We start from the raw sequence: 16,762 nt of genomic DNA, 5'->3' as shown, positions 1-16,762 counted from the left end.
CGTAAGGGATGCCATGTCAGACCGTCCGAACACCCCGCTTCTGGACCTTGTGAACCGCCCGGCGGATCTCAAGCAGTTTTCGGACGCGCAGCTTCATCAGCTGGCAAACGAGTTACGGGCCGAAACGATTTCGGCCGTCTCGGTGACCGGCGGGCATCTGGGCGCGGGGCTGGGCGTGGTCGAACTAACCGTGGCCCTGCACGCGGTGTTCGACACGCCGCGCGACAAGATCATCTGGGATGTCGGGCACCAGTGCTATCCGCACAAGATCCTGACCGAGCGGCGCGACCGTATCCGCACCCTGCGCCAGAAAGGCGGCCTGAGCGGGTTCACCAAACGCAGCGAAAGCCCCTATGACCCGTTCGGCGCGGCGCACAGTTCGACCTCGATCAGCGCGGCGCTGGGCTTTGCCGTGGCCCGCGACCTGGGTGGGGTCACGCCCGAGGGGCTGGGCGACGCGATCGCGGTGATCGGCGACGGGTCGATGTCGGCTGGCATGGCTTTCGAGGCGATGAACAACGCCGGCCACCTGAAAAAACGCCTGATCGTGATCCTGAACGACAACGAGATGAGCATCGCCCCGCCCGTGGGTGCGCTGTCGAACTATCTCTCGCGCATCTATGCCGAAGAGCCGTTCCACGATCTGAAGGCCGCCGCCAAGGGGGCGGTGTCGCTGCTGCCCGAACCGTTCCGCGAAGGCGCCAAGCGGGCCAAGGAGATGCTCAAGGGCATGGCCGTGGGCGGTACGCTGTTTGAAGAACTGGGATTCTCCTATGTCGGCCCGATCGACGGGCATGACCTGGACCAGCTGCTGCCAGTGCTGCGCACGGTCAAGGCGCGGGCGACCGGGCCGATTCTGATCCACGCGCTGACCAAAAAGGGCAAGGGCTATGCCCCGGCAGAGCAGGCCCGCGACAGGGGCCATGCCACCGCCAAGTTCGACGTGGTCACCGGCAAGCAGCATAAGGCGCCGTCGAACGCGCCGTCCTACACCTCGGTCTTCGGCAAGACCCTGGTAGACGAGGCCAGTCGCGACGACAAGATCGTGGCGGTGACCGCGGCGATGCCCGACGGCACCGGGCTGAACCTGTTCGCCGAACGCTACCCGTCACGCTGTTTCGACGTGGCGATTGCCGAGCAGCACGGGGTCACTTTCTCGGCCGCGTTGGCGGCGGGGGGGATGAAGCCGTTCTGCGCGATGTATTCCACGTTTTTGCAGCGCGGCTATGACCAGGTGGTGCACGACGTGGCGATCCAGCGCCTGCCGGTGCGCTTTGCCATAGACCGCGCGGGGCTGGTTGGTGCTGATGGCGCGACCCATGCCGGGTCGTTCGACATCGCCTACCTGTCCAACCTGCCGGGGATGGTGGTGATGGCCGCCGCCGACGAGGCCGAACTGGTGCACATGGTCGCCACCGCCGCTGCCCATGACGACGGCCCCATCGCGTTCCGCTATCCGCGGGGCGAAGGCGTGGGTGTCGATCTGCCCGAACGTGGACAGGTTCTGGAAATCGGCAAGGGCCGCCTGATCCAAGCGGGGGCGCGGGTGGCGATCCTGTCCTTCGGCACGCGCCTGGCCGAGGTACAGAAGGCCGCCGAATCTTTGGCCGCGCGCGGTATCACGCCGACCATCGCCGACGCCCGGTTCGCCAAGCCGCTGGACCGCGACCTTATCCTGGACCTGGCCGCCAACCACGAAGCGCTGATTACCATCGAAGAAGGCGCCATCGGCGGGTTCGGCAGCCACGTTGCGCAGCTGCTGGCAGAGGAAGGCGTATACGACCGAGGACTGAAATACCGCTCGATGGTGCTGCCGGACATTTTCATCGACCAGGCCAGCCCTGCCGACATGTATGCGGTCGCAGGCATGAGCGCCGAACAGATCGAAGCCAAGGTGCTTTCCGTTCTGGGCGTTGCATCAATCGGAGAAAAGCGCGCCTGATCCCGACCGGATCGTCGGTTGCCCTCATCCAGAACGGCACTCGGTTCGAACGGAGGGTATACAAGGCAAGTCGCCCACCAACAAAACCTCACATCGGGGTCAATAACCGGTCTTGCCTACGCCCGTTGGACGGTTTAAACGATCCTTCGCACCGCATACCGCGCCCCCACGGGCACGGGTGCGCGTAGAAAATGGGCCGCTGTAGCTCAGCTGGTAGAGCACGTCATTCGTAATTAGCGGGTCCCCGCGAGAATGACTTGCGAAACCAAAGGGTTCACGGCAAAGGAGTAGAACTAGTAGGGCCATAGTAGGGTCCGGAAAGCCGCTGTAGCTCAGCTGGTAGAGCACGTCATTCGTAATGATGGGGTCGGGGGTTCGAGTCCCTTCAGCGGCACCAGTTCTTCAATAAAATCAATAACCTAAATGCTTGGTGTCTCCGGCGAAAGGTTTGCTACGCAAGCGCTAAATGCAGTGGTGGAAGGCTACTCTTTCTTAAGAGCCCAGCCACTAGTCATGAACGCACTTCCGTAGAGCGTCTGTGGCATCGGCGTAGAACAAGACCTGCACCTTGGTCGCTACATCGTCTGACAAATCGATCAGTGCACGGCGGCTAGAGACTGGCAAAAGGACTGCCTCAGCACCCTTCTCCATTGCAAGCTCCACCAAATCAATTGGATTGTGAACCGGTTCCAGAGAGCCGCCAAGTGTGATTCCTCCAGAAATTACAAGGCCACCTTTTATTGGCTTGCCGAGAAGTGCCGAACAAAGCCCCATCAGAATTGGGATTCCGACATCCGAACCATTCCTTGCTGCATCAAAGGCTCGCAATTGGATGGAGAACTCGTGCTCGCGTGGATTCCGCTCACCCACCAGTTCGCGCGCATGGGCGTAAAGGTTCTGCTCTGCGATTCGAACGCTTTCCTTGAACGGCCCTGGCGGTGATTGGTTCAGAATCCTGACTCCGCTGCCAGAGCTTTCGTTGACCTCTATACGGAAGAGGCCTGTCCCTTCATCTTGTCCACCTGGACTGATCGTCCAAACCTGGCCTGCAGGGAGCGGGTCAGCACCGATGCTATTTTCGCTCTGAAGCTCAGGAGTAGAGACAAATTTCTCTACTCCATCCAAGCCCATAACATAGCTGAATTGTGTATTTCGGAACTCCGCAGATCCTATTCGCTTCTGCTGCTCTTTCACACGGCGGCGCACCTCAAGAGCAAGCCGAACAGCCCACTCCAAGTCTTCATCAGGGATTGGTGAAGCCGGGTCCGGATAGAGCAGCTTAAGAAGACCGGACACGGTCTTGTTGACAGCATTTTGATCCCGACCGGACAACGCGCCGCCGAAGTGCACACGGCCTGAGAGCTTGTCTACTCGACTCTGCGTCCTCAGGCGCGAAAAACACTCTGCCAAGACATCACTGACCAGCCCAAAGTGGTCGGTAAATAGCTCCTTACTCACCTTGGGTACGTCCCAACCTGGAAGGTAGCAGTGAATGCGATCCATGAATGCCGTATCATTGCGCATCTCTGGAGGCATTGGACCAAACAGATGTCCGACTCTTTGTTGGTGTTGAACGTCGACATCGAAGTTGCCGACCATGACGATACTGCCTTCGGCGCGGATGCTTTCACGGCCTCGAGAGAACTCACCCGACTCCATGTAGCCTTTCATGATGTTGACGCCGTCCTTCTGATCGAAGGAGATGCCAGAGACCTCGTCAAAACAGACAACGTCGTACTGGCAGACAAGCCCACGTTGGCCGTTCGACATGTTAACAAACATGCGCGCGACAGTGGCTTTGCCACCGGACACTAGATGAGCATAGGGCGAAACCTGTTGATAGAGGTGGCTCTTGCCAGTCCCACGCGGCCCTAGTTCAACCATGTTATAGTTGGCCTCAACGAAGGGAACCATTCGAAGGAACATGGCGTCCCTTGCTCTCTCATTAAGCTTGTCTGGCTCAAGCCCAACGCTTCTTAAGAGACAAGCTTTCCACTCCTCTGTTGAGAGTGACGCGCGTCCGGATGCAATCTTGTCCAGTATGTCACGGGTGGAGAGTTGAATTTCTCGAAGGCTTAGTATCTCAAAGGGGCGCCCCCCTTTCTCTTGAGCAATGCTAGCGTCATAGCCAAGCTCCACTTCGGCATAGAAGCCACCAGTCAGCATACGCTCGTGATCTTGAACGACTTTGTCTGCGACTCTGACGTCGGTCAGACGAAGACTGGGTAGTGATACCAAATAGCTGTCAGTCTTCGCGTCCAACCGAGCAGTGATGATGTCAATAATCCGAACTGAGCCACGATCTCGGGCACGAGCTTTGAAAAGTTCCTCTTCTCCGGCTCTGACGGTTCTATCAGACAGTTGCGCTTGCACCATCTGAAGGCCTTCTTCGATCTCGGTCGGGTCGGTGCTCGCGCAGTAACGGCCCAGCATGAATTCGACCACGTAAGTTGGGACAGGGAATTGGCCGCGAAACCGCCGGACCAGGTCCTTTCGCACAATATGGGCTGGAAAGGCTTCGGCCGCTTTGCGATCCAGTGTATCCATCGTCACCACGTTATTCCCCTCCAACCGTCGTAACGCGTTGGCTTACGGCGCGTCCGCTGCCATCAACGATTACCAGGCAGGCTGTTTCGCCCTCGTGTTCGTCACTTACGAGGAACGAGGTTCGCCCGTTATCATCCAAAACGCGGACACCCTTGATCAGGCTTGGCCCACTCGTTTCAGAGCCGAGTCGAAGGTCAGCTTCCAAGTCAGCGCCACCTGCTACCTCCAGCCTTAGGCGGAAGCCCTCCCACTGCGCTTTCGTTATTGAGACCTCATTGCGCACTTTGTCGCCGGTTACCAAAATGACCGGCAGCACACATTCCTGCGGACTGATCCCGCCATGTGCATATTCACATCCGGCATAAAAAACCCGAGCCCCGGTTGCAGCTGCGATTGAAATGTCCGAGTTCCAGGTCCACGGGACCTGCATGTACGATGTAGTCGCCTTTGGTTTGACTAGCGCACAGCGCGTCCGTTTTCCGCTCGGTTCTACAAGACCTGGGTCTAGGGCGGCGTGTGGTAAGTTGCCTGGCATCAAGAGCCAGCCGTGATCCGTAACGATTCGGACATCTCTTCCTGATCTGACTAGGCTCGAGACTGCGTCAGCAACGTCCCTTACACTCTGTCCCAGTCGCTCGGCTAACCTTGCCCCAAGAGCATGCCCTTCCTCATCGAACCGGCCAGTCTCCGACCAAAGCTTTTGGTCAGGTAGAAGCGCCGAGTCTGTCTCCCAGCCGTTTGCATTCAAGAGCTTGAACAAGTTCGGTTTGCTTGCCGGCTTGTCGTCTGGCGTGATTGGCAAAACGTCGTTCGTAGTGGTCGGTCCTTTAAGCGCCTCGGCAACCGGTGTTACGAGCGGCTTGCAGGTTGCCGTGACAGTTGGAAAGCCCGACCAGGTCCAATCGAGTTCTGGCTTTAATCCGTCTTTTCGAAGCGCATGGACAAGCTGTTGGGCAACGTCCATCCGGAGACCGTCGACGAATAGGACAGTCATCAGATCAGGGTCTGTTGGCTCCGGCTGCGAGAACTTCACCCTTCCATTGCGCACGAGTTCCTGGAGGGCAACTGCGCCTTCGTCGAGCCAGGGAAGATAAATGGCCCTGAGAGCGGTTGCGACCGCTATGCGATCCAGCTCTCTTGGGGCGCTCGCAATTGCGCACATCGCCGAGCAATCGGCATTACATCCGGTAGTGACATATGCTTCCGCAAGTGCTCTGCCATCATGTGTGGGCAAAGAAGCCGCTGTGGTCAAAGCTGCGAGATGCTCCAAAGCATTTGCTAATGGGGCCTCTCCACGGCGCGCCCAAACTGTACTGCGTCGCCAGGCGTGTTCTTCCTCAAGACTCTGAACCTTTGCGCGGGCCTCATCAAAAGAGAGTTCGGATAGGCTTTGGAGCTCGTCTCTAAGTTCCGTCTCTCCCTTCGCGTTAAGCTTTGGGTAGACCTCTCGGTTACCCGAATGGTCAAAGAGCGAGGCGGGTTCTTCGAAGCCCAAGTAGTCGACCACTTGAGCATACCCAGTCGCCCCTTCAAAACGCGCCCAGACTCGCGCCCACTTGCCCTCGCGTTTCGCCAGGCGCTTCACTGCATCCTGTCTGGAGAGCTTGGAAGGGTCGAACTTAAGCTCCTTCTTCGCGATACTGGCAAAAGCATTGAACCGTGCCGCATCCACCTCATCGGACAAGGAACCATCAATCCAATCCAGCATGTCGGCGGCCAGGTCAGGAGCGAGGAGTGTATTTAGTTGATCTGCGTCCCACCGTTTTCCCCGGAGTTCATCGACCGACCTGGTGCAAAGGCGAACGGCGGCATGCGACAGGGCGGCACGGGTCGCGGAGTCATCCGGTATTTCGAGTTTCAATGGCCCGCGTTCTGCGGACAGGAACCCTCGTAGCGTCCAGTCCTTGCCGTTCACGTGGCCAAAGTACGCACCGGCAACGGTGTACCAAACCAGTGGTTGGAGGAGTTGTGGGCAGTCTTCTGCGCCCTTGAGGGTCTCGCGCGCGACCCCCGGTATGTAGATGATCGGCGTGGTTCCGTCTGGCCAGCTTACTCCGTCGACCGCACCCACGGTAGCTGCACGAATCCACACTGCTGGCCCGGTGCGCGCCTCGGGTTCGAAGTCACCAAACGTCAAAAGCTCCGGAAGACGCTCCCGCAAAGCAGGGATCAGCGGCAAGAAATCCTTGCCCGCATCGCACCAAACAACCGCGACGGGCGCCGCCTCCGCCGAGGCGTTGTAGCTCGCTGCTTCGTGGAGAGCGGCAACAAGGGCGTCGAGCGGAGTTGTCACCTGGACGCCTCCACGCGTCGATTTGCGGCTTCTCTCGCAGCCCGCTTCTCTGCAAGCGTAGTGTGGTGATCGTTTCGGCGTTCGCCCTTGAAAACACCATACCAAGGCGCGGATGCAACGTCCTTTCCCCGGTCCTTAACTCTCAGGATCTTATCGAGCTTGTGGGCAAGCACACCCGCCAAAATGAAGGGGCGGATGTTCTGTCGAATGCCATCGTCAAGATCGGGGTCCCAACCCAGCGGTTGCCTGGCAAGAGACTTCCAGCGTACAAAGATATCATAGGGTTTTTCGCCCTCCAGGATCGCTTCGAGCTTTTGCTGTAGTTCACGACCCTTCTCAAATCGAAGTGTGTTCCCCTCCGCCTTGGCGCGAGCTAGCCAGTCGCCAAGTAGCGTGAACGTGAGCTTGCGCAGTTTGGCTTGATCGAAACGGTGGTAGTGAACGAAGACCGAGAAACCGTCCTTCAGCCCATCCGAGATGTGCCAAAGAAATGGGCGTTGACCGAACAGCGCGCAGTGTTGGCGGAAGGCGCGGTCGCGCACCCAAGCTTCCAGTGAGCCATCGCGTGCCGCCTTCTTGTCCCAAGCCTCATCGGCCTCCGCTACCAAACGACGTTCCAGATCATCAGACCATTCGGCACCAAAGGATGATGCAAGGTATGCTCTCAGGCGATCAGCAAGCGGTTTCTCTCCCGCAACAGCCGGAACACCGAGAAGACCATCGTTGTCACCAGCTGGCAATGCCGCCGCACTTTCTATCCAGGAACGAGCTTGAGCAGATAGCCCGATTTCTTCATCCGTTTCTGCAAGCCAGCGGTACCCAGCCATCCGCGCGAGAGCGACTTGAAGAGTTGTTCCTTTGGCCGAAGGAAGCGGATGCCCATGAAAGAGCCAAAGGCACGGGTCATTTGAGATAGTCTCGGGAATACCTAAAGCTTCCTCCACATTGACTTTCGAACGCCACTCCTCAATTTCAAACGGAACTTGAACGAAGGTGTTATCAGTTACGCTGACTTTTGGATTTAACGCTCGAACCAGGGGGACAAAACTCTCGCTACAACAAAATCTCCAAATAGCTGGAAGATCTTCTTCATTTTTTGCCGTTACTACGGAGCAGTTATTATCAAAGGCATATCCAAGGTAAATTCCGCGATTAAGGTATCTCATTCCAGAGATTATTACTCCCTTCTTTCCCCAAGCATCTGTCCCTCTTATCCATGCGCCAGGATTGTCATCGAGTCTTTCCTCGATGAATTTATGGAAGTCGTTGTCCCATCTAATCGCCCTATGAGCTCCACTAAATGGATCATCTCCTTTTGCTGACGTCTGCTGGAGCAACCAACGATCGCCATCGATCGGGTACAGCTCCCACTGTTCACGGATAAAGCGATCGCCATCCCCGCTTACAAGTCCATTGTGACAGTGTGCGTGTTTCGAGAGAGGCGTTCCTGAAACATAACCAACGGAAGAAATCCGACTCTTGGGATTCTTGATTTGGTCGAATTGCTTGACGATTCGAAACTCACCTGAAGCCAAAGCGTCAGATTTCTGCAGCCGATCTGGAATATGAGTTACATCAAATATCGCATGGGAGCTATTTTTTGAGGGCTGTGTACGTGTGAAGCATGAGATATTTGCTTTTGGCCCGCGCGCGCCGTAAGCCTCCCATGCCTCTTCTCCAAGGAACGCAAATAGATCAAAACTGTTGCGACCCAGAGCTTCTTTGCGGAACTTGTAGAATGTTGGCAGAAAACACCATTCTTGCTTAGTAACGGTAGCGACACTTCCGCCATGGCTCACGAAACTTTCCATTCTCTGGATGAATGCAGTACTGATGTCTGCTTTCGCTGCGCTGAACTTCTTTGAGATGTATTCGAATAGATCTCTGCTAAACTCACCCTGGCCAAGATAAGGTGGATTGGTGACCGCAAGTGTGAACTTCGAAAAGAGTATCGCGGCTGCATCGCTCATTCCTCGTGCGGCGATAGTCCCTTCGACAACATCGGGTTCTGCTTGCCGAACTCGGGTTAAAAGCTCCGACAACGCGCGGCCCGCTTCCTGCATCTTTGCGGACTCAAAAAGATCACCACTTGATGGCTCGATTAGACTACCAAGCAGTGGAGCTCTCAAAAACAGGCCATGAAGTGTTGCTAACGGTTCCGCCAAATTGTCCTCGGCGTTCGCTAGTGCAACGAAGTCGCGCTCAGGAAGCGGTGGAGGTGAGCCTACCCAAGCGAGATTTGGCTGCGTGAGCAATTGCCATCCACCGATGCGCCAAGCAGTTAACGCAACGGCAAACGCGGCGATCTGCACGCAGCGGCCATCGATCTCTAGGCCAAAAAGGTTATCTCGTAGAGCAGACGCTACAGCTTCGGCGGGCGAAAGGCATTCCTCGGACCTTCGAAGAACGGCAAGTATTGATAGCGCCTCAGTCAGAAAATGCCCTGACCCACAACAAGGGTCGAGTACCGTGATATCCTTGGCTTCGCGAGGCCAACTCTGGAATGAGCCAGCTGCTGGCCTCCAAGGGCCATCATCGTTTTCACGAACGAACCGCAACATATCAAAGCGGTAATCAGGCAAGGAGCAGACATCTCGGAGCTCATCCTCGTCCGCAGCGGTTTTGGCCAGCGTCGGATCACTGGCCAAGACCTTTCCAGCCCACCATGCTCCCAACGTATTATGCAGCAGGAAACGCACCATATAGGGCTCGGTGAACAACTGGGTTACTGCAGGCATTTCGTCAGCACCGATCTTCACACCTGAGGCGTTGACCGCATCCTTCTCTGCCGCCCGCCAGAATTGGTAGGTCCAGCCGAGACTATCCTCTGCTTCGAAAACTTCGGCATCCAAGCCCGTCACGAGCTTCTGCAACTTCTGCGTGTGAACCGGATCGATTTCCAACGCGAGAACTGGATCTTCAACCCGGAAGACAGCAGGTAGCATTTGCGCTGCGTATCTCTCGGCTATCGTCCAAGGGTCCGTGAGCCCCTCGGCCTCAGCCAGTTCCCGACAATCTTCCAACGTCACGGGGACATCGTACTCGGGGTTTCGCAATAGGCCGCGTTCCGCCAGAAACCGTGCAAAAAGCATCCGATGCCAATGGGCATAGGCGGTGGCTTCGATCAGATGCTTGGTCTCTTGAGTATCATTGGTCCGGTCGAAAGCATCACCAAGTGCGCGCGCATGTGCACGCAGTCGACGCCGAAGCTCCTTTTCCTCTTCGGCGAGATAGGACGGAGCCTTGCCCTCGGCGACACCCAAGCGCCGGATTGCATCGCGTGCGCCTTCTTCCGCAACTATACGGGCATCTTTGATTACCCGCTCCAGCGTGCGTCGAAGAGTGGATGGCAGATAACGTTCGCTCATGCGTCAAACCTTCGGAATCACAGGGCCGCTCTGCAGACCTTCGGCGACCTTTTCGCGGACCTTTTGGAGCCACTCGTCCAAGTCAGCTTCCGACTTCACCAAAGCGCCGGGCAGCTGAACAGTGTGGGCTTTGGGCTCCAGCTCAGCAGCAGCAGAGGCAAGCGCATCATCGACACGCGTCGGCAGCGCCTTCACCATGCTCTCCCATTCGGAAAGCCCCCGTGCGCTCAAAGCTTCAGAAATGGCCTGGGGGGTATCAACGGCCGGCTTTGTGGCTTGGAGCAGTCCGTTTTCTTCGCGGATAGCTCGCTTCTGTTCTGGAGACAGCTTGTTCCACGTTGGATCGTTCGCGAGCCGCTCCTCACCGCGTTTCCAGGCCTTCTCCCAAGCCTGATAGACGGCATTGAGCCTAGCTCGCAGAGTATCCGCAGCGGCGGAAATCAAAGGTGGAACCGGATCAGGATCGGCCAATAGACGGCGACCCGTGCGGATACTCTCAAGATCGCTTTCCTGGTCTTTGGCACCCATGCCAACAAGACGTTCTGCTAGGCGCCAATTTGGCGTTCTCTCCGAAATGGTCTGCTTGGCCTTCTTCCAGTCCTTAAGTTTGCTGCGTAGATCGGCGGAGTCCGTTGCCAAGGCAGCTAGTAGGTCGTTGCCCGACAGGCCGTTGTATGAGGAATGGTTTGGGACAACGTCGGCATCAGGGGCAGGCGCATCACTTCCAGATTCAGCCGCTGCAGCCCGGAGGCGGTCAAGAAGTGCTGAGAGGGCCAGCTGCTCCTGATTATTCTCATAGTTTATTTGCGTGTCGTTAAGCAGCCCTCTCACCGCCATACGCTGGTGAACCGTGATCACGGTCGTCTCAGACCGAAATGTGCACGTGCCGATCTTTTGGCGCGGAATATCCGGCAAAGATGCGGGTTTGCCATCGTCGCCCGTGACACGGAGCAAGCCCGCGTTGGCGAGTACGATCAGTGCTCCGTCAACCGCATCTTGCGACCATCCGAATGGCGCACCAGTAAATTTCGCACGAAGATCGGAGCCCTTTCGACCTGGCCCAAGGTCGGCGATAATTGTTTTGCAGACTAGATGGTTTTCTGGGGCACCAGAGTGATCGACTGCCTTCATCGCGTCAGGATCCTTGCGAACAGCTTTATCACGTACTTTGCCCCAGCCTGCATGATCCCCATCCGCAAATTGTGGGTAAAGACGCGCAAGGGCATTGGTTGCCGCTGCCTTGACCGCATCGGCAGCCGCTCCGGTTACAAGCTTTCCGCCTGCTTGAATGACCCTAGCTTGCGCCACAGCCTCCCCAATGATCTCTTTCGCTGTGTTTTGAGCTTTGTTCGCACGCGACTGCATGGCCGATTGGGCTTCACGGCCCGCATCTGTTTGGGGTACGCCACGCAGCTGAAGAACATGCTCAGCCGCCTTCCATGTCGTAAGTGCGTTCGTAAGTTCGCTGTCGCGTGAAGGGTGTCGCGAAATCAGCAGGTGAACCGTCGGGTCAGAAGTTGGGGCCGCTGCGATTTCCTTTTCGATCTGTGTGAGGTCTTCGCTCCAACCATTGTGGAGTCTCAGCACGATCCCATCGCTTGGCTCCTTGTCACCAGGTTGCAGGCGGTGGATTCGTCGCGTCTCCTTGCTAGCGCCATGTGGGACGCTCGCAGCGCCTGCCAAGGCCGCATCAATCGCGTTGCTGAGAAGATCGCGCCGGGTTCGGCTCAAGGAGGATTGGTCAGCTAGTAGTGTCTTCTCCTCCGTTCTGTAAGCAGCCTCCCAGTCAGCACTTTCTTTTGTCTGCAGGCGCCATTCGCCTTCAACTTCGATAACTGCGCCATCGGCTTGCAGTTCTTGAAGCAATTCAGGCACCTTTCGGCGCAACTCGTCTTCGCCAGCCAGATTGACGATCAATAGATCGGCTATTGTTTCAGGCTTCGAGCGCACTCCGTGTCTGTCCGCCTCAGGCGCAATGCGACCTAGCATGTAGACCAACATCAGAATCCGGGCTTTAAGGCGTTCGTCTTCGCTCCCACCCTTGAGTGCTTCGATCCGGTTTCGCGTTTCGCCTGGCAAGAGACCGGCGTTGTAGGCCTCCGTGGCGAACCTGCCGTAAAGGAAGTCGACGGGAACTGCATGACCCAGAGGCTTGTCACCATAGTTCTTGGCTGCGTCTAGCGTCGTTCTGAGTTGTCCACGGAGCGTTCCGCCGAGACCAGTCCTGTCCAATTCTCGGAGAATACTTTCCCAGACGCGACGCCGAGCAGGAAGGAGAGGCCAATCAAGGATAGCATCGGAATCGTCCTGCACAGTGTGAGCCAGGCGGCTGCCATTGAGTTGGCGGCTGATCTCCCCGGCATTGGCATCGAGCATGTGCTTGATGTCCGTTTCGGCACCGCTCTTTTTGCGCAGCACGGTTTTTCGAATGACCGCATCAACATCGGCTTCACCGAGTGCGATTTGGATTGGAAAGCGATCGAGCAGCTTTTGGAGGTTCGGAACGTCGCTTAGGGCCTGCTGACCTGTTGCAACAAGCAAGAGGCGCCCATCAAATCGACCTGCAAGGCGCTCGGCGATTGTCTGTATTTTGAGCGTTAAGCTTGGGTCCTGGCGAATGAACTGTTGAACTTCGTCCAAAACTACCAGGGTCAGGGGAAGCTCCTTGCGGCCAAGCATCAAAGCTTGCCTGGCGACAGTCTCCAAGAGGTCGACGGTGACGGGAGGCGGCTCCGGAAACTGCGTCTTCAGAAGCTCACGCAGTTCCTTTGGGGACGAGGCGAGTTCCGGCTTGGCCTTAAGAACCGCGTCGGCAAAGCGTGGTGAGAGGATAAAATTGCGAATATCGCTTTGGAACTTCTCTCCAAGCTCAGCGCGAACGGTTTCAAGGATTTCGAGATTGTCGAGCCACAGAGCAACTTGCGCTGCTCGTAGATCGCTAGGGAGGCCCACGGCTCTAAGGATGATCCCCAATGTCGCTTCGGCTGGATCAGACGGGCCTGTACCAAGCGTGTCGCCTGCAGCGACCACTCCACCAGCCCTTTGAGCCGCTATTCTCAGCTCCTTAAGAGGCGCCGCCACCTCAGGCGGGATGTGCGGAATAAGGCCTTCTGCCGTCGCCCCGTCTTCGAACTCCAAGTTGGTCCAAAGCGCAGCGAGCATGCTAGCCATGTGCGACTTACCAGACCCGTAGAAGCCGGATATCCAAACGGCAGGTGCGCCGCTCCCCTTCCCAATGGAGCCAAGGAATCCCTCTAGAATTCGGGCAAGCCCATCGGCGTAGGCGCCGTCGCAAACGAACGTCGACAGCTCACCCCGTAGAGTATCCATAGCCTCCGGGGCCGGCGGAACGGAGATCTTCGCTACGCCTTGGTTTGCGAGTTGGTACTGGGCGGGATCGGTATGAAACGTGTCTTTGTTTAGCATTCTGATATCTCAAACGGAGGGGTCTGCGGGAATCGGGACAGCATGGTAGTTCCAGCCATCCCGCGCATCTAGAAGTCGGTACACGCCGGCTGAGTGCTTGCCAGGGAACCCTACCAGCAAGCGCCCCGGTACCGCGCTCGCAACGCGGCCAATCAAAGTTGAAACGCGGGCAACTCCAAAGAGGGCTCCGCATCCATCAACCGCGAGCACATCTTTTGACGAGCATTCGGCCAGCGCCTTCCCAATCTCTTCTACCAGGGCATCTTCGATGTCGGGGAGGAGACCACGAATTTCATTTGGTTGCTCAACTAGACCTTCAAACAGCTCATGCTTTGCGATCCAGTTTCCGAACCATGGAGCCAAGTCCAAGAGCTTCCAGCCGTGTCCGGCTTTTTGCGTCGCGTGCTCGAACTCCCCAATCCTTCCGGAGAACCGGCGTTGCATGGACTTGTCGAACCAAACGATCCAAACCCGACCGGCGGGCGGTGTGTCCGAAGCCCACGGAAGGTTCACCTGCTTTGTGTAGGCGGCAAGGATTTCGTCAAACGTGTTCAAGCTCTGACACTCCCAGAGTTGAAGACAATGGCTGACGAACCGAGATTTCTGTTACGTCTCCGGCAGACCGGACTCGGGCTAGACCTAGGCTTTCGGCTCGTCGCATTTGATCCAAGGCTTGTTCTGGCGAAAGATCGAGGACCTTCATCCAGACTGACCCGAGGATTGCAGGTCCACCATAACCAGCCGCAGTTGCAAAAAGGGCTGCAAGCGCGGTGGAATGCGGTGTTGCGCCGACACGTTGTCGGGTCTTCTTCACCCTGCCGCTGAGGTGCCCGCTATGCGTCCATGTTGAAGCGCAGTTCTGCGCCATAGAACGAACCATCTTGTAGCTGAAACGATCAGGATGAGCGGAAGACAGCGCGTCCTCAAAGTTGGGTCGTTCCAAAGTTTGCCCAACCGGCGCTTCAAGAACGACCTTGGCGGTGTCTCGCAGCAAGGGGTCTCGTGCCAAAGCGACCATGAGAGCAAGCAAGGCATGCCCCTCGCGATCCAATGGCCACAAACCCAACAAAACCTTGGTCAAGGGTGGCTGGTCATTGAAGCCATAGAGAGAGCACAGGTGGCGATAGGTCAGACGCCGCGTATTCGCGGTCGACTTCCCGAGGATGTTGTCTTCAATAGCCGCAGCTTTGAGGTGGTCTGCGCTATTGCTGCCAAGTGACAAAAGGTCCTCGACCTCAGGCAGCATCATCGTCTTGGATTGATGCGCACCGCCGCCAGACGTGCGGAATCCAAAACTAGAGAGCTGTTCTTCTGTTCTGTTTTCGTTGAACCAAGCTCCGAGTCCGTCTTCCATGCTGCTCTCTTTTCAATTTTGTTATTCGCCGCGCTTTGCCGGCTCTTCATGTGGATGGCCAGCTTGATATTCGTCGACGAACTGACGGATTGCTTTCCGGATGACCCAAGAAATCGAAGCGTCATTTTCGGCTGCGATTTCAGCCAGAATATTATGATCGCGCTCTTCCAAGCTTACGGACAGCCTGGTTGCTTTCAGGGGTCGGTCGGCCATTGAAGCTCCCGTCGTTGCTTAACACTAGGCATGTGTGCATCAATGTTCAACAGAGTGGTGCACTCTCCTGGCGCCACCTAGAGAGGAAAGGGCAAATGGGTTACGTCTTCTATGACACGGAGACTACCGGCACGGATACAACGTTCGACCAGATTCTGCAGTTTGCGGCGATCTGGACGGATGACGACATGAACGAACTCGACCGCTTCGAAATCCGCTGCCGCCTGCTGCCTCATGTCGTCCCTGCCCCTGGCGCCCTACTGGCCACAAGGGTGACGCCAGCGATGCTGACGGACCCAAGTCTACCAACCCACTATGACGCCATGCAGACCATCGCACAGAAGCTGCGCGAGCGGTCACCGGCAATTTTCACCGGGTACAACACCCTCGCCTTCGACGAACCGCTGCTGCGGCAGGCGTTCTATCAGACTCTGCAGCCAATCTACCTAACCAACACGAACGGTAATCAGAGGGCAGACGTGCTACGCCTGGCGCAGGCAACGGCAGCGCTGGCACCCAACGCCATCACAGTGCCCATCAACCACAACGAACGGCCCACACTGAAACTCGACATGCTGGCGCCTGCCAACGGATTTGCGCACGAGAATGCTCACGATGCATTGGCGGACGTCGAGGCAACCATCTACATGGCCCGCCTGATCCGCGACCGCGCGCCGGCTGTGTGGGCTTCCCTGATGCCCTTGGTCGACAAGTCCGAGGTGCAGACACGTGTGCTCTCGGGGCAGCCTTTATGTCTGGTCGAGTACCACATGGGTCGCCCGACCGTGCTTCCGGTGGTGGGCTGCGGTCAGAGCCCCGACAACCCGACCATGCTCGGGGTTTTCGATCTGACCAAGGACCCCGAACCGCTTCTTCAATTGGATGTCGACGGGTTGATGAAGGCGATGCAGGGGCCTGACCGGGCCATCCGGATCGTCACCTCGAACAAGATGCCGGCCGTGGTGGATGAATCGCTCGGGCCTGACTTTGGTGTAGCCTCCGCGGAGATCGCCCGCAGAGCCTCGGAGATCGCCCAGGATGGCCCGTTTGCTGCGCGGGTGGGGCTAGCCCTGGCCAAGCGCTATCCGCCCTGGCCGGCCGTTGAGGTGGTCGAGGCGCGGATGTATGAAGGGTTTCCTAGCCGGGCTGACGAGGGGCGCATGCAGGCCTTCCACGCCGCGTCATGGCGTGAGCGTGCAGAGGTTGTTGAAACCTTTGAAGATGACCGCTTGCGCGAGCTGGGGCGGCGCATCGTGTTTCTCGAACAGCCGGATGTACTAAGGCCCGAGCTTCGACACGCACTTGAGACCTGGCTGCACAACCGGCTGCACGGGCGCGAAGGTGTAGAGGCTGGGCGTACTATCGGCGATGCGCTGACTGATCTTGAAAGCATAACCGCTGATGACACTAATACGCTTCAGCTCAAAAGCATCCGCCGATGGTTGGAGAGTGTCGGCGCAGGCAAGCCAAAAAATAATCCGTAGATGTAAGAGACACGGTGTGAGCGCGAGTCCCCGACCATTCCGTATCGGAGCATTAAGATAGCAGCACCACCTCTATGGGATGTATTGGTATTATTGGCAAAATGGTTGTTTGCAGCTCAAAAAGTAAAAGGGGCG

Annotated in this window: 9 protein-coding genes and 1 tRNA gene; 3 read left to right on the top strand and 7 right to left on the bottom strand. The window is 57.2% G+C overall.

From position 1 onward, the window contains the following. Nucleotides 1-13 precede the first annotated feature (13 nt). Together dxs and GOW72_RS01095 are read left to right on the top strand one after the other, a co-directional pair. Complete coding sequence (gene dxs / locus GOW72_RS01100; RefSeq protein ID WP_170364521.1) at nt 14-1,942, top strand: 1-deoxy-D-xylulose-5-phosphate synthase; 1,929 nt, start codon at nt 14-16, stop codon at nt 1,940-1,942. A 321-nt stretch (nt 1,943-2,263) separates the two neighbouring features. Continuing rightward, nucleotides 2,264-2,339 (top strand) — tRNA-Thr (locus tag GOW72_RS01095). 110 nt (nt 2,340-2,449) lie between these two features. Here GOW72_RS01095 and brxL read toward each other — a convergent pair. Genes brxL through GOW72_RS01060 form a run of 7 tightly spaced genes read right to left on the bottom strand, consistent with a single transcriptional unit; the run spans nt 2,450 to nt 15,143 of the window. Continuing rightward, nucleotides 2,450-4,489, bottom strand: coding sequence for a protease Lon-related BREX system protein BrxL (gene brxL / locus GOW72_RS01090; protein ID WP_217358079.1), 2,040 nt, complete (start codon nt 4,487-4,489; stop codon nt 2,450-2,452). Nucleotides 4,490-4,499: 10 nt separating this feature from the next. Next, nucleotides 4,500-6,782, bottom strand: coding sequence for a BREX-1 system phosphatase PglZ type B (pglZ, locus tag GOW72_RS01085; RefSeq protein ID WP_170364519.1), 2,283 nt, complete (start codon nt 6,780-6,782; stop codon nt 4,500-4,502). Beyond that, nucleotides 6,779-10,150: an Eco57I restriction-modification methylase domain-containing protein gene (locus GOW72_RS01080; RefSeq protein WP_170364517.1), complete on the bottom strand. Its 3,372-nt coding sequence runs from the start codon at nt 10,148-10,150 to the stop codon at nt 6,779-6,781. The genes pglZ and GOW72_RS01080 overlap by 4 nt, the downstream gene beginning before the upstream one ends. A 3-nt stretch (nt 10,151-10,153) precedes the next feature. Next, nucleotides 10,154-13,576, bottom strand: a complete 3,423-nt coding sequence (gene brxC / locus GOW72_RS01075) for a BREX system P-loop protein BrxC (protein ID WP_170364516.1) — start codon at nt 13,574-13,576, stop codon at nt 10,154-10,156. Nucleotides 13,577-13,585: 9 nt separating this feature from the next. Then, nucleotides 13,586-14,131: a DUF1788 domain-containing protein gene (locus GOW72_RS01070; RefSeq protein WP_170364514.1), complete on the bottom strand. Its 546-nt coding sequence runs from the start codon at nt 14,129-14,131 to the stop codon at nt 13,586-13,588. Beyond that, entirely contained in the window at nt 14,118-14,930 is an 813-nt protein-coding gene (locus GOW72_RS01065) for a hypothetical protein (RefSeq protein ID WP_170364512.1), read from the bottom strand. The genes GOW72_RS01070 and GOW72_RS01065 overlap by 14 nt, the downstream gene beginning before the upstream one ends. A gap of 21 nt (nt 14,931-14,951) precedes the next feature. Beyond that, nucleotides 14,952-15,143, bottom strand: a complete 192-nt coding sequence (locus GOW72_RS01060) for a ribbon-helix-helix protein, CopG family (protein WP_170364510.1) — start codon at nt 15,141-15,143, stop codon at nt 14,952-14,954. Between the two features lie 95 nt (nt 15,144-15,238). On the opposite strand from GOW72_RS01060, the gene GOW72_RS01055 reads away from it, so the two are divergent. Then, nucleotides 15,239-16,627 carry an exonuclease domain-containing protein gene (locus tag GOW72_RS01055; protein ID WP_170364508.1) on the top strand — a complete coding sequence of 463 codons (1,389 nt, stop codon included), beginning with the start codon at nt 15,239-15,241 and terminating at the stop codon, nt 16,625-16,627. Nucleotides 16,628-16,762: the final 135 nt, after the last annotated feature.

The sequence above is a fragment of the Ruegeria arenilitoris genome (assembly GCF_013032855.1).
Taxonomy (GTDB): Bacteria; Pseudomonadota; Alphaproteobacteria; order Rhodobacterales; family Rhodobacteraceae; genus Ruegeria; species Ruegeria arenilitoris.
The sequence above is the reverse complement of the archived record's forward strand: the minus strand, read 5'-3'. Positions and strand labels throughout refer to the sequence as shown.